Raw genomic sequence first — 18,440 nt, forward strand, 5'->3', positions numbered from 1 at the left:
CCTGCAACGCAATGGCAACGCAGGACAGACCATGACGGCCAGGCAGCACTATGACGTTCTCGAGACCGGCGCCGGCAAGCCGGTAAAGATGTGGACCCGCGGCGTCCCGGTGGAAGACGCCGCGCGCCAGCAGCTTGTCAATACCGCGCAGATGCCGTTTATCTTCCGCCACATGGCGGTGATGCCGGACGTGCACCTCGGCAAGGGATCGACCATCGGCTCGGTGATCCCGACCGTGGGCGCGGTGATCCCGGCCGCGGTGGGCGTGGATATCGGCTGCGGCATGATGGCGGTAAAGACCTCGCTGACCGCCTCCGACCTGCCCGATAACCTCGGCCCGCTGCGCAGCGCGATCGAGCACGCGGTGCCGCATGGCCGCACCGCGCAGGGCCGGCGCCGCGACGAAGGCGCCTGGGGTTCGGTGCCGTCGCACGTCGACGCCGCCTGGGCGGGCATGGCCGACGACTTCCGGCGTATCACCGAGAAATACCCGCAACTGGCGCGCACCAACCACCGCAACCACCTGGGCACGCTTGGCACCGGCAACCACTTTATCGAGGTCTGCCTGGACGAGTCGCAAGCGGTCTGGTTCATGCTGCACTCCGGCTCGCGCGGCGTGGGCAATGCCATCGGCACCACCTTCATCACGCTGGCGCAGCAGGACATGCGCCGCCACCAGGCCAACCTGCCCGACCGCGATTTGGCCTACCTCGTCGAAGGCTCGCAGCACTATGCGGACTATGTCTTCGCGGTGTCGTGGGCGCAGGCGTTCGCGCGCCGCAACCGCGAGCTGATGATGGAGGCGGTGCTCGCGGCGGCGCAGCGCGTGCTGCGCAAGCCGTTCCAGGCGCGGCTGGAAGCGGTCAACTGCCACCATAACTATGTGCAGAAAGAACATCACTTCGGCAAGGAAGTGCTGGTGACACGCAAGGGCGCGGTCAGCGCGCGCGCCGGCGAGCTGGGCATCATCCCGGGTTCGATGGGCGCGCGCTCCTTCATCGTGCGCGGCAAGGGCAATCCGGAATCGTTCTGCTCCTGCAGCCACGGCGCGGGCCGCACCATGAGCCGCACCGAAGCCAAGCGCCGCTTCACCGTGGCCGACCAGAAGCACGCGACCGAAGGGGTGGAATGCCGCAAGGACGCGGCGGTGATCGACGAGATCCCGATGGCGTACAAGGACATCGACGCGGTGATGGCGGCGCAGTCGGACCTGGTCGAGGTCGTGCATACGCTGCGGCAAGTGGTGTGCGTGAAGGGATAAGTGCAGGTGATTTTGGTGGGCCGGCCGCTATCGCGGCCGGTTTTCTTGACAGCCGCACGCGGCCAACGCCTGCCCGGCAGATTGAGGACATAGGGACGAACGCGCTCTCACGGGGGCTGGCTTGCGCCCGTGCGGCAACGATGAAATGCGGGAAGGTGAGGGGATCTGGCTGCTGTAGCCCGGCCGGCGCCGCGGGCGGTCAGTCGACGAGCAGATTGATCTTCGTCGCGAATTTCTGCCAGCGATCGATGTCGGAGGCCACCAGCTTCTGGAATTCTGCGGGGGTGCTGGTGGTCGTGGCAAAGCCGAGCTGCGTCAGCGAAGCCTTGATCTCGGGCTTGGCGACGGCCCTGGCGATTTCCGCGTTGAGCTTCTGCACGATCTCGGGCGGCGTGTTTGCCGGCGCGAGGATGCCGAACCACTGGTCGACGTCATAACCGGCCACGCCCAGCTCGCTCACGGTCGGCACGTCCGGCAGGAACTGCGAGCGCGCCTTCGACGTCACGGCCAGCGCGCGCAGCTTGTTGCTCTTCAGGTAGGGGATGGTGTTGGTCAGCGTATTGACGCTGACATCGGCCTGGTTGCCCAGCACGTCCGCGATGGCGGGGGCGCAACCCTTGTACGGCACATGGAGCATGTCCATCTTCGCCGAGACCTTCAGCAGTTCGCCAGCCAGGTGTTGCGGCGTGCCATTGCCGCATGACGCGTAGCTGGGAGGCGTGCCGCTCTTGCCCGCCGCCAGCAGGTCGCTGAAGTTGCGGATCTTCGAATGCGAGGGCACGGCGATCACCGAGGGCACCGAAGCGAAGGTGATGACCGCGCTGAAATCGGACTTTGGATTGAACTGCAGCTTCTTGAAGACACTCGGGTTGATGGCAAAGCTGCTGTTGACGATCAGCAGCGTGTAGCCGTCGGCCGGGCTCTTGGCGACGAACTCGGCACCGATATTGCCGCTGGCGCCGGGGCGGTTGTCGACCACCACCGGCTGCCCCAGCGATTTGCTGATGTCGGTTCCGATCAGCCGCGCCAGCGAATCGGTCCCTCCTCCGGCCGGGAACGTCACCACCATGCGGATGGGCTTCTGCGGGAAGGTACTTGCGATGTTCGCCTCGGCGCGGCCTGGCATGGCTGCCAGGCTGCCTGCGACAAAGAGCAGCGATGCCAGGCTGCTGACGACGGATAGGGGTCTCATTGATTTGCCTCGTCGGTTAGGGTGAAGGAAGGGGGGGAACCGGTCAATCGGGATCTATACGCACTGCCTCGCCGCACTCGCCGCCGACGCGTGTCAGTGCCGCGGCCGCCTCAAGTGCTGCATCGCAGCCCGCATGGATGCGGTAAAGGGGTTGCCCTTGCGCCACCTTTGCACCGATCGTGCACAGCAGGTCGATGCCGGCACCGGCGTCGCGCGGGGCCCCCGCGGCGCGCGCGACGCCGGAGATCTGCAGTCCGTCAATGGCCCCCACGCGGCCCTGCATGGCGGCGCACACCACGTGCGTATGCGCTCCCGGCGCCACGGGGTCCGGGCGAACGCCCTGCGCGGCGGCAATGCGATCGAACGCTTCTCTTGCCTTGCCTTCGTTCAGCAGGGCGGTTGCAATTCGCATGCCTTGGTCGGGCGAACCCACGCGCGGATCGAAAGCGATGATTTCTCCGGCAAAGCGCAGTGCTTTCTCCCGCAGGTCCGCTGGCGCCTGCGGGTCGTTGCCGAGCACCAGCCGGACGTCGCGCACTTCCAGCGCGGGCCCGATGCCGCGGCCGATCGGGCGGCTGCCGTCCGTGACCAGCGCGCGCACGTGCAGGCCGAGTCCCTTGCCGACGTGCTCGAACATGGCGCCCAGCGTCTCGGCGTCGGCGCGGGTCGCCAGCTTGGTTTGCGGGCCATAAGGCAGGTCGACGATGACGTGGGTGGCGCCGGCGGTGTATTTTTTTGACAGGATCGATGCTACGGACCAGCGGCGGGAATCCAGGCGCAGCGGCCGCGTGATCGCGTTCATCACATCGTCGACCACGGAATGGTTCAGGCGGCCGTTCCACGCGATGCAGGCACGCGCCTGGCCCACGCAGCGGCGCACGTCCTCGTGCGCCAGGTCGACGCGCGCGACGGTCTCCATGGCGTCGGCCGTGCCGGCGGCGGAGGTGATGGCACGCGACGATGTCTTGGGCATGGCCAGCCCGTACGCCGCGACAATCGGCACCACGATCAGCGTGATGCGGCTGCCGGGCACGCCACCGATGGAATGCTTGTCGACGACGACCGGCTCGTCCCAGTCGATGCGGGGCGTAAATGCCGTGCGCGCGCGTGCCAGTGCCACGACTTCGTCGTCTGTCAGCGTACGCGTGGCGGCAACCAGGAACTCGGTCAGTTCCGCCTCGGTGTACCGTCCGGCAATGGCGTCCTGCAGGATGGCAATGTAGGCAGCTTCGTCGAGCGACTCGCCGCGCAGCTTCGCCATCAGGTTGGTGCGGCTGGCCGCAGACCCGTTGCCGCCTGCCCGGGTGCCATGCCGCAGCGCTTCCACAAAGCGTGCCATGCCCACGTCGAGCGTGCTGTCATTCGACACCGTGATGCATGGGACATCTGGCGGCACCTCTGCGCCGGTCCGCGCCACGCGCCGTGCAACCTGGTCGCCCGATTCACGGCCGCGCGCGGCAATGCGCCGGGCCAGCACCTCATGCGGCGCCGTCACCAGGACCACCACGAAGCGCGGCAATCGTCCGGCGAGTTCCGCGATGACGGCGCGCGAGCCGTTGGCGACGACGTTGCGCCCGCGTTCCAGCTCAGCCATCAGGGACTGGGGCAATCCGTAGCGCAGGTCGTGCGCATCCCAGGTGACCAGGAACTCGCCGCTGCGCTGGCGCCGTGCGAACTCGATCTCCGAGACACCCTCGTGCGCTTCGCCGACCGCGCCATCGGGGCGGGTGATGACGCGCCGCGCAAATACATAGTTGTCATCGAGCGCTGCACGCGCACCGTCCATCAGCGAATCCTTGCCCGCGCCGCTGGGTCCTACAACAAAGAAGAATGTGCCGGTCGTGTCCATGACAAATACCTTAGATGTCGAAGTTATGTGGCAATGCTAGCACCGGCAAAGGGGGTGTCAAGATAAGTTCGATGTCTAAGGTAATGCAAGCAACGGGCCAATTGCCGCAAATCCAGTGTGTACGCGGGATTCGCGTTCTCGTAGGGGAAAACACGGGTAAGCGGCGTGCGCGCTCGCGGTGCTTCATGCATCGGTTGCGCGCATCGTGCACTGATGGAGTGAACGCTACATTGGCGGAAATGGCGCGGGCGTGCGGCGTCGCCGCGTGCACGCCGGAGGCGCTATCATGTGCGCTGTCGCCGGCACTGTTCGCCTGGTGCTGCATGCATACGTTTCACTTACCGTCACGACTATGGCCACAAAGAAGCCGGATGCTCCGGTCAACATCACGCCACCGGATGAAGCCGATGAAGAGCGGCTTGCCCACCTGGTAAAGGACGCCGCGCGCGCCTATATCCGCGCGCTGCAGCTGCGGCTGGCGGAACATTCGGTGTCGTACGGCCACTGGACCATCCTGCGCATCCTGTGGCGCCATGACGGCCTGTCGCAGCGCGAGCTGAGCGAGCGGGCCGGCGTGACCGAGCCGACCACGTTTGCGGCAGTCAAGGCGCTGGAAGCGCTGGGCTATGTCGAGCGCACGCATCTTCCCGGCAACAAGAAGAAGGTGCATGTGTTCCTCAGCAAGACCGGGCGTGCGCTGCGCCGCAAGCTCGAGCCGCTGGCGACCGAAGTGAATGAACTCAGCGTGGAAGGGCTGAGCGAAGCAGATGTGCTGACCACGCGCCGCGTGCTGATCACGATCGCCAAGCGGCTGGTCGCCGACGAAGTTGCGTCTGCCGAGCATGGCCGGCGGGTTCCGTCCACGCAGGAGGTGGGGCGGCTGCTCTCGGACCTGTAGCGGGTCCGCAAACGAAAAGGCCCTCGCCGGGCGAGACCGGCGAGGGTGAATGCCTCGGGTAGAAGGCGTGAATCGCTATTTGATCGCTATAGACGTATATGGAAAGGCTGGCCTGGCAGGCCTCAGGCTTCGTCGAGCCCGATATCGACCGCCGGGGCAGACTGGGTAATCTTGCTCGTGGAGATGTAGTCCACGCCCGTTTCCGCCACCGGCCGGATCGTCTCCAGGCGGATGCCGCCCGACGCCTCGACCTTGGTCCGGCCATTGACGATCTGCACGGCTTCCTTCATGTCAGGCACCGACATGTTGTCCAGCATGATCACGTCGACTCCGGCTGCCAGTGCCTCGTGCACCTGCTCCAGCCGGTCGCATTCCACTTCCAGCTTGGTCAGCACCGGCAGCTTGCGGCGCACGCGTTCCACCGCGGCGGCGATGCTGCCGCACACGGCGATGTGGTTGTCCTTGATCATCACGCCGTTGTCCAGGCTCAGCCGGTGGTTCAGGCCACCGCCGCAGGTCACGGCATGTTTTTCCAGCGCGCGCAGTCCGGGCGTGGTCTTGCGGCTGTCGATCAGGCGCGCCTTGGTATGCGCAATGGCCTGGGCATAGGTGGCCGTGTGGTTGGCGATGCCGCACAACCGCTGCATGATGTTCAGCGCGGTGCGCTCGGCGGTCAGCACGCTGCGTGCATTGCCGCTCACGTTGAGCAGCACCGCGCCTTTGCCGACCTTGTCGCCGTCCGCGACGCGCACATCGACAGTCAGCGTGGGGTCGTAGCGGGCGAAGATGCGGGCCGCCACGTCGATGCCGGCAATGATCATCGGCTCGCGGGCGTTCATGCAGAAGGTGCCGGTCTCGCCCGGCTCGATCATGGTGTGGACGGTCAAGTCGCAGATGCCGATGTCTTCGGTCAGCCAGAGGTCGATCAGCTTGTCGGTGGCAAAGAGGTCGTACATGTAAGGGCTCCTGAGCGGTGGTTGCGGTACCTCAATAATCTTAGAGATCGAAGTACATGGCGTAATACTAGCGCCTCGCCGTCCCGTGTCAAGGAATATTCGACATCTAAGATAAATGCGCGCAGGCGTTGAAGATCAGCGTGACGCAGCGTTACCTTGTCGAAAGGAGTGGAGTTGCATCCGCAATAAGGGCGCGGTGCCGCCGTACCGCTAGCGCCCGAACTGCGCCAGCACCGTTCCGATCGACTCCAGCCCGGCCTCGATCATGTGTTGCATGTAGGTGCCCATCTGCGGCATCACCAGCATCAGCACCAGGAAGCCGCCCGACAGCGTGACCGGGAAGCCCACCGCGAAGATCGACAACTGGGGCGAGGCGCGGTTCAGGATGCCCATGGCCAGGTTCAGCGTCAGCAGCGCCGCGATCATCGGCAGCGCCAGCAGCAGGCCCGATGCGAACACCATGCCGCCGGCGCGCGCCACTGCCATCGCGCCGCCCGCCGACAGCGGCGTGCCACCAACAGGCAGTCCGTTGAAGCTGTCGACCAGAGCGCCCAGCATCATCAGGTGGCCGTCCAGCGCCAGGAACAGCAGCACCGCGATGATATTGAGAAAGCGCGACAGCACCATGGTCTGCCCGCCGGCGGAGCGATCGAAGAAGGAGGCGAACGACAGGCCCATCTGCAGGCCGATGATTTCGCCCGCCTGCTGCACCGTGGCAAAGACCAGGCGCATGACAAAGCCGGTGGCCAGGCCGATGCCGACCTCGTTGAGGATGATCAGCAGGCCCTCGAAGGAGTACACCGGCACCGCCGGCAGCTGCGCGATGGTGGGCGACACCACCATCGCGATCATCGCCGACAGCGCGATCTTGGCGCGGCGCGGGATGGTCGATTCACCGAACAGCGGCGCGGTGCCGATCAGCGCCAGGATGCGGAAGAAGGGCCACAGGAATGCCGCGAGCCAGCCGTAGAGCTGGGCTGAGGTGAATTCGACCACGGCAGTCCGTCAGCAGGGCGAAAGGAAGGAGGCGTCAGTGCGCCAGCGCGGGGATGCTCTGGAACACCTCGCGCATGTAGTCGACCATGGTATTGATCATCCACGGGCCGGCCAGCACCATGGTGGCAAACAGGGCGATCAGCTTGGGGATGAAGGTCAGCGTCATCTCGTTGATCTGCGTCGCGGCCTGGAACAGGCTCACCACCAGGCCGGCCGCCAGCGCCACCAGCAGCAGCGGCGCGGCCAGCAGCAGGGTCATCTTCATCGCCTGGGTGGCGATGGTCATTACGGTTTCCGGTGTCATGGCTCGGGTCCTGCGGAAGGAATGCGGAGGGCGAGGCCAGGGCCTCAGTTCATGAAGCTCTGCGCCAGCGATCCCAGCAGCAGCTGCCAGCCGTCCACCAGCACGAACAGCATCAGCTTGAACGGCAACGAGATGGTGGCCGGCGGCACCATCATCATGCCCATCGCCATCAGCACGCTGGCGACCACCAGGTCGATGATCAGGAACGGGATAAAGATGGTGAAGCCGATCTGGAACGCGGTCTTCAGCTCGCTGGTGACGAAGGCGGGCACCAGGATGCTCAGCGGCACTTCTTCCGGGCCCTGCATTTCCGGCGCCTTGGCCATCTGCGCGAACATGGCCAGGTCCTTTTCGCGGGTCTGGCGCAGCATGAAGGCCTTGAGCGGCTCGGCGGCCCTGGCGGCGGCCGTTTCCAGGCTGATCTTGTTTTCCGACAGCGGCTTGTAGGCGTCGTTGTAGACGCGGTCGAACACCGGCCCCATTACGAAGAAGGTCAGGAACAGCGACAGTCCCACCAGCACCTGGTTTGGCGGCGAGGTGGCCGTGCCGAGAGCGTTGCGCAGCAGGCCCAGCACGATGATGATGCGGGTGAATCCGGTCATCATCAGCATCGCCGCCGGCAGGAATGACAGCGAGGTCAGCAGCACCAGCGTCTGGATCGGCAGCGACCAGATCTGGCCGCCGCCCGGGGCGGGCTTGCTGATAACGCCGGGCAGCTGCTGCGCCCAGGCGGGCGCGGGCGCCAATGCCAGCACGGCGGCGGCAAGCGTCAGGACCAGGGCAATCGACAACGGGCGGCAGCGCGCGGCCACGGCAAGGCGGGGCCGAAAACGGCGCCGCCATGCGGCACGCAGGGAATTCATGACTTGAACTGGGATTGCAGCGAACGCAGCAGCTTCTCGGCGAAGGTGCCGCCGGTCGGCGGTTGCGGCATGCCGGTGGCGTGTGCCGGGGTCAGCGGGTCGGCGGAGGTACTGCCAGTGGTGTGCGCCGGCATGCTGTGCAGCGGGCGGATTTCGCCGGGGCTGACGCCCAGCACCAGCCAGGTATCGCCGACTTCCACCAGCACCAGCCGCTGGCGCGCGCCCAGCATGGTGCTGCCGACTACCTTCATCACCCCGCCGGTGGCATGGCGCACCAGCCCGGCACGCCGCGCCAGCCAGGCCATGCCGAGGATCAGCGCGATCACGGCAAACAGCCCCAGCCCGGCCTGCGCCAGGCTGCCCGCGCCGCTGATGGCCGGTGCCGGCTTGTCGTCGGCGGCCAGTGCCAGCGCTGGGGTCAGTGTCGGGGTCAGCGCGGCGAGACTGGCGCCAGCCGCCCAAAGGCGGCCAGCACCGCGCGTGGGGTACTTCCGGACGGTCATTTGTTCAGCTTGCGGATGCGTTCGGACGGCGTAATGATGTCCGTCAGGCGGATGCCGAACTTGTCGTTCACCACCACCACCTCGCCCTGCGCGATCAGGTAGCCGTTGACCAGCACGTCCATCGGCTCGCCGGCCAGCCCGTCCAGTTCGACCACCGAGCCCTGCGCCAGCTGCAGCAGGTTCTTGATGGGCACCTTGGTGCGGCCCAGCTCGACCGTCAGCTGCACCGGGATATCGAGGATCATCTCGATATCGTTGTGGAAGCCGCTGGTCGCTTCCTTGGCCAGCGGCTGGAAGACGGTGGCGGCGGCCGGCGTGGCCGCGGGCGCCGCGGCCGGGATCTCGGCAGCTGTGGCGCTGGTCTGCTCCGCCAGCGCGCTGGCCCAGTCGTCCATCGGATCGACCGGCTTGTCCTCGAAGCCGTCACTCATAATCGGTGTCCTCGGTGTCCAGGTGGGATTGGCCGTCCTGGTGATTGATCATTCGTTCTACCCGCAGCGCGTACTGGCCATTCATGGTGCCGAAGCCGCACTGCATCACGGGCACGCCGTCCACCTTGCCGAATATCTTCTCCGGCAGCTCGATCGGCAGCACGTCGCCGGCGCGCAGCGCCAGCACTTCGGCCACCGTGCTCTGCAGGTGCGCGAACTCGGCGACCAGTTCCACTTCGGCCGCACGCAGCTGCTTTGACAGCTGGTTGACCCAGCCCTTGTCGACTTCCTTCTCGTCCTGCAACGGATTCATCAGCAGGTCCTTGAGCGGCTCGATCATCGCGTACGGCAGGCACACGTGGAGCTGTCCGCCGACGGCGCCCAGTTCGATATGGAAGGCGGTGGTCACCACGGCTTCGTTCTGCGTGGCGACATTGGCAAACTTGGTGTGCATCTCCGAGCGGATGTACTCGGTCTCGATCGGATGCACGGTGCGCCAGGCGCTGCCATAGCTGGCCAGCGTCAGTTCCAGCATGCGCTGGATGATGCGCTGCTCGGTCTGGGTGAAGTCGCGTCCTTCCACGCGGGTGTGGAAGCGGCCGTCGCCGCCGAACAGGTTGTCCACCACCAGGAACACCAGGTTCGGGTCGTAGACGAACAGCGCCGTGCCGCGCAGCGGCTTCAGGTGGACCAGGTTCAGGTTGGTCGGCATCGGCAGGTTGCGGGCGAAATCGCCGAACTTCTCGATCCTGATGCTGCCGACCGAAATATCCGCGCCGCGGCGGATGAAATTGAACAGAGCCGAGCGCAGCGACCGCGCGAAGCGCTCGTTGATGATTTCCAGCGTGTGCAGGCGGCCGCGGATGATGCGTTCCTGCGTCGCCAGGTTGTACGGGCGAACCCCGCTGTCATCCAGCGCCGGCTCGCTGGCCTTGGGCGTATCGGCCTCGCCGGATACGCCCTTGAGCAGCTCGTCGACCTCGTCTTGCGAGAGGAACTTGTCGTAGGCCATCTGGTGTCCTGCCCCTTGTGCGGCTTTATGCGGCTTTTATGCGGCGTTATGGATGAAACCGTTGCGGCGTGCCCAGGCGCGCATCACCGTGCCCGGCGGCATGCGGTGGCGGGGTCTGGCTGGGTGGCGGCGGACAGTTTCATATCGGTTGGGGGGCAGGGCGCAAGCGGGCGCTTACTGCACCACGAAAGAGGTGAACAACACATCCAGCACGCGCTGGCCGGGCAGTCCGGTGGCGAAGGGCTGGGCGATGGTGGTGCGGATGTCGTCGGCCAGCTTGCGCTTGCCTTCGACCGTGGCCAGATCCGCGGGCTGGCGTGCCGACAGCAGCAGCAGGATGCGGCTGCGTGCCTCGGGCAGGTACTGCGCCAGGCGCGCCTGCGTCTCGGCATCCGCCACCTTCAGCGACAGGCCGGTATGCAGGAAGCGGTCGCCGTCCTCGCTCTTCAGGTTGACGGTGAACGCATCCAGCGGCACGAAGATCGGCGGCGGAATGACCGGGGTTGCCGGCGCGGCGGCAGCCGCGGGCTGGCGGTTGCTCAGCACGCTGCCCAGCACGAAGCCTCCGGCACCCAGTGCCAGGACAAGCACGCCGCCGCCGATCAGCAGCAGCCGACCGCGCTTGCCTGTGTTGCTGCCAGTCCGGGAAGGGGAAGCCGTGTTCGCCATGAGAAGCCTGTGTTGGAATGCCTGCCATTCTTCCGGAATCGCAGGCCAGCAAAGGGCCGAAAAAAAGGGGGAAACCCTTTCAGCTTGGCCGTTTGAGCGGAAAGGGGGCAGGCATGGCTACGCTAGCGGGCGCTTTGTGGTGCGCGCCTGCAGGGGGGTTAACGAGTGGTGGGGCGGGAACTTGAGGTATTGGGGTTATTGGGGGATCTGTGATTTTTTGCCTGGCGGCTGCCAAGCCGAAGGCACATAGGCAAGAAGCAATCATTCCCTACTGCTCTACTCAGGTAGTCCCTATGCAAGCCCATCAAGTCTTCTATTCAGGACAGCATTGATTCTTAACGTTTTTCCAAAACCAACTCTTATATAAGATATAAGACATTTGACCGATGCCCCCCGACGTACTACAATCGCGACGTCAAAGGAAGTTTTTCAAAACCTAATTACTCAGCAGGTTCCCATGCTTGAAAACTATCGCGCACATGTGGCCGAGCGCGCCGCGCTTGGTATCCCTCCTCTGCCCCTGACCGCCAAGCAGACGGCCGAGCTGATTGAACTGCTGAAGAATCCGCCCGCAGGCGAAGAGCAGAACCTGGTTGAGCTGATCACCAACCGCGTTCCCGCCGGCGTGGACGACGCCGCCAAGGTCAAGGCCTCGTACCTGGCCGCCGTCGCCCTGGGCAAGGAAAAGTGCGCGCTGATTTCCCGCGCCAAGGCCACCGAACTGCTCGGCACCATGCTGGGCGGCTACAACATCTCGCCGCTGATCGAGCTGCTGGACGACGCCGAAGTCGGCGCCGTCGCCGCCGACGCGCTGAAGAAGACCCTGCTGATGTTCGACGCCTTCCACGACGTGAAGGAAAAGGCGGACAAGGGCAACGCCAATGCCAAGGCCGTGCTGCAAAGCTGGGCCGACGCCGAGTGGTTCACCAGCCGCCCGGAAGTGCCGCAAAGCCTGACCATCACCGTGTTCAAGGTGCCGGGCGAAACCAACACCGACGACCTGTCGCCGGCCCCGGACGCCACCACCCGCCCGGACATCCCGATGCACGCGCTGGCCATGCTGAAGAACAAGCGCGAAGGCGCGGCGTTCCAGCCGGAAGAAGACGGCAAGCGCGGCCCGATCAAGTTCATTGAATCGCTGAAGGACAAGGGCCACCTGGTTGCCTACGTGGGCGACGTGGTCGGTACCGGCTCCAGCCGCAAGTCGGCCACCAACTCGGTGCTGTGGTTCACCGGCGAAGACATCCCGTTCATCCCGAACAAGCGCTTCGGCGGCGTGTGCCTGGGCAACAAGATTGCCCCGATCTTCTACAACACCATGGAAGACGCCGGCGCGCTGCCGATCGAGCTGGACGTGTCCCAGATGGAAATGGGCGACGTGGTCGAACTGCGCCCGTACGAAGGCAAGGCCCTGAAGAACGGCGCCGTGATCGCCGAGTTCAAGGTCAAGTCCGATGTGCTGTTTGACGAAGTCCGCGCCGGCGGCCGCATTCCGCTGATCGTCGGCCGTGGCCTGACCGCCAAGGCGCGTGAAGCGCTGGGCCTGGCCCCGTCGACGCTGTTCCGCCTGCCGCAGAACCCGGCCGACACCGGCAAGGGCTTCACGCTGGCCCAGAAGATGGTTGGCCGCGCCTGCGGCCTGCCGGAAGGCAAGGGCATCCGCCCGAACACCTACTGCGAACCGAAGATGACCTCGGTGGGCTCGCAGGACACCACCGGCCCGATGACCCGCGACGAGCTGAAGGACCTGGCCTGCCTGGGCTTCTCGGCCGACCTGGTGATGCAGTCGTTCTGCCACACCGCCGCCTACCCGAAGCCGGTCGACGTCAAGACCCACCACACCCTGCCTGAGTTCATCAGCACCCGCGGCGGCATCTCGCTGCGCCCGGGCGACGGCGTGATCCACTCGTGGCTGAACCGCATGCTGCTGCCCGACACCGTCGGCACCGGCGGCGACTCGCACACCCGCTTCCCGATCGGCATCAGCTTCCCCGCAGGCTCGGGCCTGGTGGCCTTTGCCGCTGCCACCGGCGTGATGCCGCTGGACATGCCGGAATCGGTGCTGGTCCGCTTCAAGGGCCAGATGCAGCCGGGCGTGACCCTGCGCGACCTGGTCAACGCCATTCCGCTGTATGCCATCAAGCAAGGCCTGCTGACCGTGGCCAAGCAAGGCAAGAAGAACATCTTCTCGGGCCGTATCCTGGAAATCGAAGGCCTGCCCGACCTGAAGGTCGAGCAAGCGTTTGAACTGTCGGACGCTTCGGCAGAACGTTCGGCTGCCGGTTGCACGGTGCGCCTGAACAAGGACCCGATCATCGAATACATCAACAGCAACATCACGCTGCTGAAGTGGATGATCGCCCAGGGGTATCAAGACCCGCGCAGCCTGCAGCGCCGCATCCAGGCGATGCAGGGCTGGCTGGCCGATCCGAAGCTGCTGGAGCCGGACGCCGACGCCGAGTACGCCGCCGTGATCGAGATCGACCTGGCCGACGTGCATGAGCCGATCGTGGCCTGCCCGAACGACCCGGACGACGTGAAGACCCTGACGGATGTGGCCGGCGCCAAGATCGACGAAGTCTTCATCGGTTCGTGCATGACCAACATCGGCCACTTCCGCGCAGCCTCCAAGCTGCTGGAAGGCAAGCGCGACATCCCGGTCAAGCTGTGGGTGGCCCCGCCGACCAAGATGGACCAGAAGCAGCTGACCGAGGAAGGCCACTACGGCGTGTTCGGCACCGCCGGTGCCCGCACCGAAATGCCGGGCTGCTCGCTGTGCATGGGCAACCAGGCACAGGTGCGCGAAGGCGCGACCGTGATGTCGACCTCGACCCGCAACTTCCCGAACCGCCTGGGCAAGAACACCAACGTGTACCTGGGTTCCGCCGAACTGGCGGCGATCTGCTCGCGTCTGGGCCGTATCCCGACCAAGGACGAGTACATGGCCGACATGGGCGTGCTCAACGCCAACGGCGACAAGATTTACAAGTACATGAACTTCGACCAGATCGAGGACTTCAAGCAAGTGGCGGACGGCGTGACGGTCTGAGCTTCGCACTGAGCTGGCAAGGGCGCCGCACAACGGCGCCCCACACGGCAAGACGAAACCCCGCATCTCGCAAGAGATGCGGGGTTTTGCATATTGGCCTGCGGCCCCCGGCATGGTTTGCATCGGCGGGCTATCATCCGTGGTTTCAGCTATCCGATGCCCGCCACGCGCCGGGCACCGCGCCACCGGAGCCCACGTGTCCGATCTGTCCGCTTTCCCCATCACCCGCAAATGGCCGGCGCAGCATCCCGACCGCATCCAGCTCTATTCGCTGCCAACGCCGAACGGCGTCAAGGCATCGATCATGCTGGAAGAGAGCGGCTTGCCGTATGAGCCGCACCTGGTGCGCTTTGACACCGACGACCAGCTCTCGCCGGAATTCCTGTCGCTCAACCCGAACAACAAGATCCCCGCGCTCCTCGACCCCAGCGGCCCGGGCGGCAAGCCGCTGGCGCTGTTCGAATCGGGCGCGATCCTGCTGTACCTGGCCGACAAGTCGGGCAAGCTGATCCCGGCGGACCCGGCACGGCGCTACGAGACCATCCAGTGGCTGATGTTCCAGATGGGCGGTATCGGGCCGATGTTCGGACAGGTCGGCTTCTTCCACAAGTTTGCCGGCAAGGCCTATGAAGACAAGCGCCCGCGCGACCGCTACGTGGCGGAGAGCCGGCGCCTGCTGAACGTGCTCGAGCAGCGCCTGGCGGGCCGCACATGGATCATGGGCGATGAGTACACCATTGCCGACATCGCGACTTTCCCATGGGTGCGCAACCTGGTCGGCTTTTACGAGGCGGGCGACCTGGTCGGCTTCAAGGACTTCGCCAACGTGCGGCGCGTGCTGGACGCGTTCGTGCAGCGTCCGGCGGTGGTGAAGGGGCTGGATACGCCGCATCGGGGCTGAGCGCCGGCGCATGGCGGGCGGGCGTGGGCAATGTCCTACGCCGGGCCTTCCCGGGCGCCTACAGAGGGGCCGGCAGCCCGCTCCTATAGTCGAGAAGCGGGCACATCCTGCATTGCCCGAGGAGTCCGGACCATGCCGCTGCCCAAGCCCTTCCCGTCTTCTTTCCGCCTGTGCGGCGCAGCGCTGCTGGTGGGCGCTGCAGCGGCGCTTTGCGCCTGCAGCGAATCGGCGAAGCTGCCTTCGGAGGCCGGATTCGGCCCGACGCCGCAGCTGCCGCCGCCGAACAAGACCTCCATCCCCACCGTCAAGATCGCACCCGCCATTGGATGGTCCGAGGGCCAGCGCCCGGTGCCGGCCGAGGGCATGGCGGTGACCGCCTTCGCCGACAAGCTCGATCACCCGCGCTGGGTCTACGTGCTGCCCAACGGCGACGTGCTGGTGGCCGAGAGCAATGCCCCGCCCAAGCCCGACGACGGCAAGGGCATCAAGGGCTGGATCATGAAGAAGATGATGAAGCGCGCCGGCGCCGGCACGCCCAGCGCCAACCGCATCACGCTGCTGCGCGACAGCAACGGCGACGGCGTCGCCGACCAGCGCTCGGTGTTCCTGAAGGACATCAACTCGCCGTTCGGCATGGTGCTGGTCGGCAACGACTTCTACGTGGCGGCCACCGACGCCGTGCTGCGCTTCCCGTACCAGGCCGGCCAGACCCAGATCGCCGCGGCGCCACAGAAGGTGGCGGACCTGCCCGGCGGGCCGCTCAACCACCACTGGACCAAGAACATCATCGCCAGCCGCGACGGCAGCAAGCTCTACGTGACGGTGGGCTCGAACAGCAACGTGGCCGAGCATGGCATGGACAAGGAAGTGGGCCGCGCCGCGATCTGGGAGGTTGACCCCAGGAACGGCACGCACCGCATCTTTGCCAGCGGCCTGCGCAATCCCAACGGCATGGCGTGGGAGCCGGTCACGGGCGTGCTGTGGACCGCGGTCAACGAGCGCGACGAGATCGGCAGCGACCTGGTGCCGGACTACATCACCTCGGTGCGCGATGGCGGCTTCTATGGCTGGCCATACAGCTACTACGGCCAGCATGTCGATGAGCGCGTCAAGCCGCCGGCGCCGGAACTGGTGGCCAGGGCGATCGCGCCCGACTACGCGGTCGGCGCGCATACCGCGGCGCTGGGGCTCGCGGCGGCCACCGGCAACAGCCTGCCGGCGCGCTTCCAGGATGGCATGTTCGTGGGCCAGCATGGCTCGTGGAACCGGCGGCCGCTGGCGGGATACAAGGTCATCTTCGTGCCGTTCAGCAACGGCCGGCCGAATGGCGCGCCCTTCGACGTGCTGACCGGCTTTGTCGACGGCGAGGGCAATGCACGCGGCCGGCCCGTGGGCGTGGCGATCGACAAGCGCGGCGGGTTGCTGGTGGCGGACGACGTCGGCAATGTCATCTGGCGCGTGAGCGGGACGAAATAGCGGCTGTGCCGGTGCCGGCCCGGCCAGCGCCGCCTCAAGGAGCGGGTAGGCCCGGCCCGGCTGGGTGCCGCCCGCCTGATCGCCGCCGGCGTGGCCACGCTGCGTTTTGCCTGAGCGCGGCACATTGCGCGGAGGGTGCGAGGAGGTTGCGCGGAGGTTGCGCGGAGGTTGCGCGGAGGTTGCGAGGAGATCGCGCGGCCATTGCCAGACCATTGCGACGGCGCCGCGCTGACTATACTTCGCTTGGATGGGGGCGCGGCGCATCAATCGTGCCTGCTTCATCCCCGCACAAACCGCAGCCTGGACACCGACGCCTGGGAGGGGGGCATGGATCACACCGGAGATTCGTTTCGCGCCTTTGAGCTGGCTGGCTGGGAGGATCCCGAAGTCGTCAGCCGCTACCAGGAGCACCTGTCGCACGTGACCCGGCAATCGATCGAGGCGCTGCTGGACGAGGCGCGCGCCGGCAGCGGACTGCGTGTGCTCGATGTCGCCAGCGGCTCGGGCCATATTGCCGCGGCCGCGGCGCGGCGCGGCGCCGAGGCCATCGGCATCGATTTCTCGCTGGCGCAGGTGGAGCTGGCGCGCAAGCTCTATCCCGACATCGACTACCAGCAGGCCGACGCGCAGGCGCTGCCCTACGGCGACGCCAGCTTCGATGCGGTGGTGAATGGATTCGGCATGTGCCACCTGTCCGATCCCGATGCCGCGCTGCGCGAAGCTTTCCGCGTGCTGCGCCCCGGCGGGCGCATTGCCTTTACGGTGTGGGATGCCCCCGAGCGGGCGGTGGGCTTCGGCGCAGTCTATGCCGCCATCCGCGCCTATGGCTCGATGGAGGTCGACTTGCCGGCGGGGCCCAATTTCTTTCTTTTCAGCGATCCCAACCAGTGCCGCAGCGCCTTGCAGCAGGCCGGCTTCGTTGCGCCCTCGTGCCGGAACGTGCCGCAGGTGTGGCGCTTTTCCACGCCGGACCAGCTCTTCGATGCGCTGGCGCAGGGCACCGTGCGTGCCGCCGCCACGCTGCGCGCGCAGACCCCGCGGGCGCGCGACGAGATCCGGGCCGTGCTGCGCGGGACGGTGGCCGGCTATATGCGCGGCAGCGGCTTCGAGGTGCCGATGCCGGCAGTGCTGGCCGCCGCGGTAAAGCCCTGAGCCTGCGTCGCCCCGAGCCTGCGTCGCGCGCCGCCGACCGTCACCTCAAGCCAGCACGCGGCGCCGGCGCGCCATGAAGTCGCGCGGGGTTTGCCCAAGTGCGCGTCGGAACATGGTCGAGAACGCGCCTGCGTGGGCGTAGCCGGTTTCCGCGGCCACATGCGCCAGCGGCCGGCCGCGGCTCATCAGGTCGATCGCGTGGGCCAGGCGCAACTGCTGGCGCCAGCTGCCGAAGCTGGTCTTCAGCTCGCTTTCGAACAGCCGCGCCAGCGTCCGCTCGCTGGCGCCGGTGCGCGCCGCCCATTCGGACAGCGTCAGGCTGGATCCGGGATCTTCCATCAGCGCGTGGCACAGCGCCTGCAGCCGCCGGTCTGAAGGCAGCGCCAGCCCCAATGACAGCGTAGGCGCGGCGGCCAGTTCCTCCACCAGCAGGCTGGCGCACAGCTGACGGCGGCGCTCGCCGAGCGTGTCGTCGTGGGCCAGGGCTTCCATCAGCTCGCGCAATAGTGGCGACACCTCCAGCACCGCGCACGAATCGGCCGACAGCGCGCAGGCCTGCGGCGCGATGTAGCAGGCGTAGAAGCGCACCGTGCCCAGCACCACCACGTTGTGCTCCACGTCGGGCGGGATCCAGACTGCGCGCATCGCCGGCACCAGCCATGTGATGCCGCCGGCGGTGATGCGCAGGCTGCCGCTGATCGGAAACGACAGCTGGCCCCACGGATGGCGGTGCGGGTGGATCACCGCATTGGGCGGCGGACGCCGCAGGTGAGCGATCACCGGGTCGGCGGCGCTGGGGCGTGCGCGCGGCACCGGCGAGTAGACCGGGCGGCGGCGGGCCGGGGCGGCAGGCGCGTCAAGTGAGGCAAGCGAGCCAGGAGTGGGGGCGACTTCGCGTGGCATGGAATCGTAAGAAATTGCCCGATTA

At 66.5% G+C, this 18,440-nt stretch carries 17 protein-coding genes; 6 read left to right on the plus strand and 11 right to left on the minus strand.

What is annotated here, in order from left to right; translation table 11 throughout:
• Nucleotides 1-31 precede the first annotated feature (31 nt).
• Nucleotides 32-1,261, plus strand: coding sequence for an RtcB family protein (locus CTP10_RS19005; protein ID WP_116318746.1), 1,230 nt, complete (start codon nucleotides 32-34; stop codon nucleotides 1,259-1,261).
• A gap of 199 nt (nucleotides 1,262-1,460) precedes the next feature.
• Here the strand turns inward: CTP10_RS19005 and CTP10_RS19010 are convergent, their stop codons facing one another.
• Together CTP10_RS19010 and phnN are read right to left on the minus strand one after the other, a co-directional pair.
• The gene (locus CTP10_RS19010; RefSeq protein ID WP_116318745.1) at nucleotides 1,461-2,453 is read right to left on the minus strand and encodes a tripartite tricarboxylate transporter substrate binding protein; all 993 of its coding nucleotides are present in this window, start codon (nucleotides 2,451-2,453) and stop codon (nucleotides 1,461-1,463) included.
• A 43-nt stretch (nucleotides 2,454-2,496) separates the two neighbouring features.
• Nucleotides 2,497-4,302, minus strand: a complete 1,806-nt coding sequence (phnN, locus tag CTP10_RS19015) for a phosphonate metabolism protein/1,5-bisphosphokinase (PRPP-forming) PhnN (protein ID WP_116318744.1) — start codon at nucleotides 4,300-4,302, stop codon at nucleotides 2,497-2,499.
• Nucleotides 4,303-4,654: 352 nt separating this feature from the next.
• Between phnN and CTP10_RS19020 the strand changes: the two genes are divergently transcribed.
• Nucleotides 4,655-5,200 (plus strand): MarR family winged helix-turn-helix transcriptional regulator, encoded by a 546-nt coding sequence (locus CTP10_RS19020; protein WP_116318743.1) that lies wholly within the window; start codon nucleotides 4,655-4,657, stop codon nucleotides 5,198-5,200.
• Between the two features lie 122 nt (nucleotides 5,201-5,322).
• On the opposite strand, the gene nadC is transcribed toward CTP10_RS19020, so the two are convergent.
• The 8 genes from nadC to fliL all read right to left on the minus strand — a co-directional run bounded on the left by nadC (nucleotide 5,323) and on the right by fliL (nucleotide 10,934).
• Nucleotides 5,323-6,156 (minus strand): carboxylating nicotinate-nucleotide diphosphorylase, encoded by an 834-nt coding sequence (nadC, locus tag CTP10_RS19025; RefSeq protein WP_029047086.1) that lies wholly within the window; start codon nucleotides 6,154-6,156, stop codon nucleotides 5,323-5,325.
• Between the two features lie 210 nt (nucleotides 6,157-6,366).
• Nucleotides 6,367-7,152, minus strand: a complete 786-nt coding sequence (gene fliR / locus CTP10_RS19030) for a flagellar biosynthetic protein FliR (RefSeq protein WP_116318742.1) — start codon at nucleotides 7,150-7,152, stop codon at nucleotides 6,367-6,369.
• A 34-nt stretch (nucleotides 7,153-7,186) separates the two neighbouring features.
• A complete protein-coding gene (gene fliQ, locus CTP10_RS19035) occupies nucleotides 7,187-7,456 on the minus strand; it encodes a flagellar biosynthesis protein FliQ (protein WP_029047088.1) in 270 nt (89 codons plus the stop codon).
• A 44-nt stretch (nucleotides 7,457-7,500) separates the two neighbouring features.
• Nucleotides 7,501-8,319 carry a flagellar type III secretion system pore protein FliP gene (fliP, locus tag CTP10_RS19040; protein WP_116318741.1) on the minus strand — a complete coding sequence of 273 codons (819 nt, stop codon included), beginning with the start codon at nucleotides 8,317-8,319 and terminating at the stop codon, nucleotides 7,501-7,503.
• Nucleotides 8,316-8,822, minus strand: a complete 507-nt coding sequence (gene fliO / locus CTP10_RS19045) for a flagellar biosynthetic protein FliO (RefSeq protein ID WP_116318740.1) — start codon at nucleotides 8,820-8,822, stop codon at nucleotides 8,316-8,318. The genes fliP and fliO overlap by 4 nt, the downstream gene beginning before the upstream one ends.
• Nucleotides 8,819-9,253 carry a flagellar motor switch protein FliN gene (fliN, locus tag CTP10_RS19050; protein ID WP_063239558.1) on the minus strand — a complete coding sequence of 145 codons (435 nt, stop codon included), beginning with the start codon at nucleotides 9,251-9,253 and terminating at the stop codon, nucleotides 8,819-8,821. The genes fliO and fliN overlap by 4 nt, the downstream gene beginning before the upstream one ends.
• Complete coding sequence (fliM, locus tag CTP10_RS19055; RefSeq protein ID WP_116318739.1) at nucleotides 9,246-10,265, minus strand: flagellar motor switch protein FliM; 1,020 nt, start codon at nucleotides 10,263-10,265, stop codon at nucleotides 9,246-9,248. Before fliM ends, fliN begins: the two co-directional genes overlap by 8 nt.
• 174 nt (nucleotides 10,266-10,439) lie before the next feature.
• Nucleotides 10,440-10,934, minus strand: a complete 495-nt coding sequence (fliL, locus tag CTP10_RS19060) for a flagellar basal body-associated protein FliL (protein WP_116318738.1) — start codon at nucleotides 10,932-10,934, stop codon at nucleotides 10,440-10,442.
• A 457-nt stretch (nucleotides 10,935-11,391) separates the two neighbouring features.
• On the opposite strand from fliL, the gene acnB reads away from it, so the two are divergent.
• The 4 genes from acnB to CTP10_RS19080 all read left to right on the plus strand — a co-directional run bounded on the left by acnB (nucleotide 11,392) and on the right by CTP10_RS19080 (nucleotide 17,512).
• The gene (acnB, locus tag CTP10_RS19065) at nucleotides 11,392-13,983 is read left to right on the plus strand and encodes a bifunctional aconitate hydratase 2/2-methylisocitrate dehydratase (RefSeq protein WP_116318737.1); all 2,592 of its coding nucleotides are present in this window, start codon (nucleotides 11,392-11,394) and stop codon (nucleotides 13,981-13,983) included.
• 196 nt (nucleotides 13,984-14,179) lie between these two features.
• Complete coding sequence (locus CTP10_RS19070; RefSeq protein ID WP_116318736.1) at nucleotides 14,180-14,884, plus strand: glutathione S-transferase N-terminal domain-containing protein; 705 nt, start codon at nucleotides 14,180-14,182, stop codon at nucleotides 14,882-14,884.
• A 132-nt stretch (nucleotides 14,885-15,016) separates the two neighbouring features.
• Nucleotides 15,017-16,360 carry a PQQ-dependent sugar dehydrogenase gene (locus CTP10_RS19075; RefSeq protein ID WP_116318735.1) on the plus strand — a complete coding sequence of 448 codons (1,344 nt, stop codon included), beginning with the start codon at nucleotides 15,017-15,019 and terminating at the stop codon, nucleotides 16,358-16,360.
• A 327-nt stretch (nucleotides 16,361-16,687) separates the two neighbouring features.
• Complete coding sequence (locus tag CTP10_RS19080; RefSeq protein ID WP_116318734.1) at nucleotides 16,688-17,512, plus strand: class I SAM-dependent methyltransferase; 825 nt, start codon at nucleotides 16,688-16,690, stop codon at nucleotides 17,510-17,512.
• A 45-nt stretch (nucleotides 17,513-17,557) separates the two neighbouring features.
• Here the strand turns inward: CTP10_RS19080 and CTP10_RS19085 are convergent, their stop codons facing one another.
• Nucleotides 17,558-18,415 carry an AraC family transcriptional regulator gene (locus tag CTP10_RS19085; protein ID WP_116318733.1) on the minus strand — a complete coding sequence of 286 codons (858 nt, stop codon included), beginning with the start codon at nucleotides 18,413-18,415 and terminating at the stop codon, nucleotides 17,558-17,560.
• Nucleotides 18,416-18,440: the final 25 nt, after the last annotated feature.

The organism is Cupriavidus sp. P-10 (genome assembly GCF_003402535.2).
GTDB lineage: Bacteria > Pseudomonadota > Gammaproteobacteria > Burkholderiales > Burkholderiaceae > Cupriavidus.

Bases quoted from the DNA above. Each gene is read 5' to 3' on its own strand.
- CTP10_RS19075 (WP_116318735.1), top strand. From the start codon at position 15,017: ATGCCGCTGCCCAAGCCCTTCCCGTCTTCTTTCCGCCTGTGCGGCGCA.
- fliN (WP_063239558.1), bottom strand. From the start codon at position 9,253: ATGAGTGACGGCTTCGAGGACAAGCCGGTCGATCCGATGGACGACTGG.
- CTP10_RS19005 (WP_116318746.1), top strand. From the start codon at position 32: ATGACGGCCAGGCAGCACTATGACGTTCTCGAGACCGGCGCCGGCAAG.
- CTP10_RS19020 (WP_116318743.1), top strand. From the start codon at position 4,655: ATGGCCACAAAGAAGCCGGATGCTCCGGTCAACATCACGCCACCGGAT.
- fliL (WP_116318738.1), bottom strand. From the start codon at position 10,934: ATGGCGAACACGGCTTCCCCTTCCCGGACTGGCAGCAACACAGGCAAG.
- phnN (WP_116318744.1), bottom strand. From the start codon at position 4,302: ATGGACACGACCGGCACATTCTTCTTTGTTGTAGGACCCAGCGGCGCG.
- fliQ (WP_029047088.1), bottom strand. From the start codon at position 7,456: ATGACACCGGAAACCGTAATGACCATCGCCACCCAGGCGATGAAGATG.
- fliP (WP_116318741.1), bottom strand. From the start codon at position 8,319: ATGAATTCCCTGCGTGCCGCATGGCGGCGCCGTTTTCGGCCCCGCCTT.
- fliO (WP_116318740.1), bottom strand. From the start codon at position 8,822: ATGACCGTCCGGAAGTACCCCACGCGCGGTGCTGGCCGCCTTTGGGCG.
- acnB (WP_116318737.1), top strand. From the start codon at position 11,392: ATGCTTGAAAACTATCGCGCACATGTGGCCGAGCGCGCCGCGCTTGGT.
- CTP10_RS19085 (WP_116318733.1), bottom strand. From the start codon at position 18,415: ATGCCACGCGAAGTCGCCCCCACTCCTGGCTCGCTTGCCTCACTTGAC.
- nadC (WP_029047086.1), bottom strand. From the start codon at position 6,156: ATGTACGACCTCTTTGCCACCGACAAGCTGATCGACCTCTGGCTGACC.
- fliM (WP_116318739.1), bottom strand. From the start codon at position 10,265: ATGGCCTACGACAAGTTCCTCTCGCAAGACGAGGTCGACGAGCTGCTC.
- CTP10_RS19010 (WP_116318745.1), bottom strand. From the start codon at position 2,453: ATGAGACCCCTATCCGTCGTCAGCAGCCTGGCATCGCTGCTCTTTGTC.
- CTP10_RS19080 (WP_116318734.1), top strand. From the start codon at position 16,688: ATGGATCACACCGGAGATTCGTTTCGCGCCTTTGAGCTGGCTGGCTGG.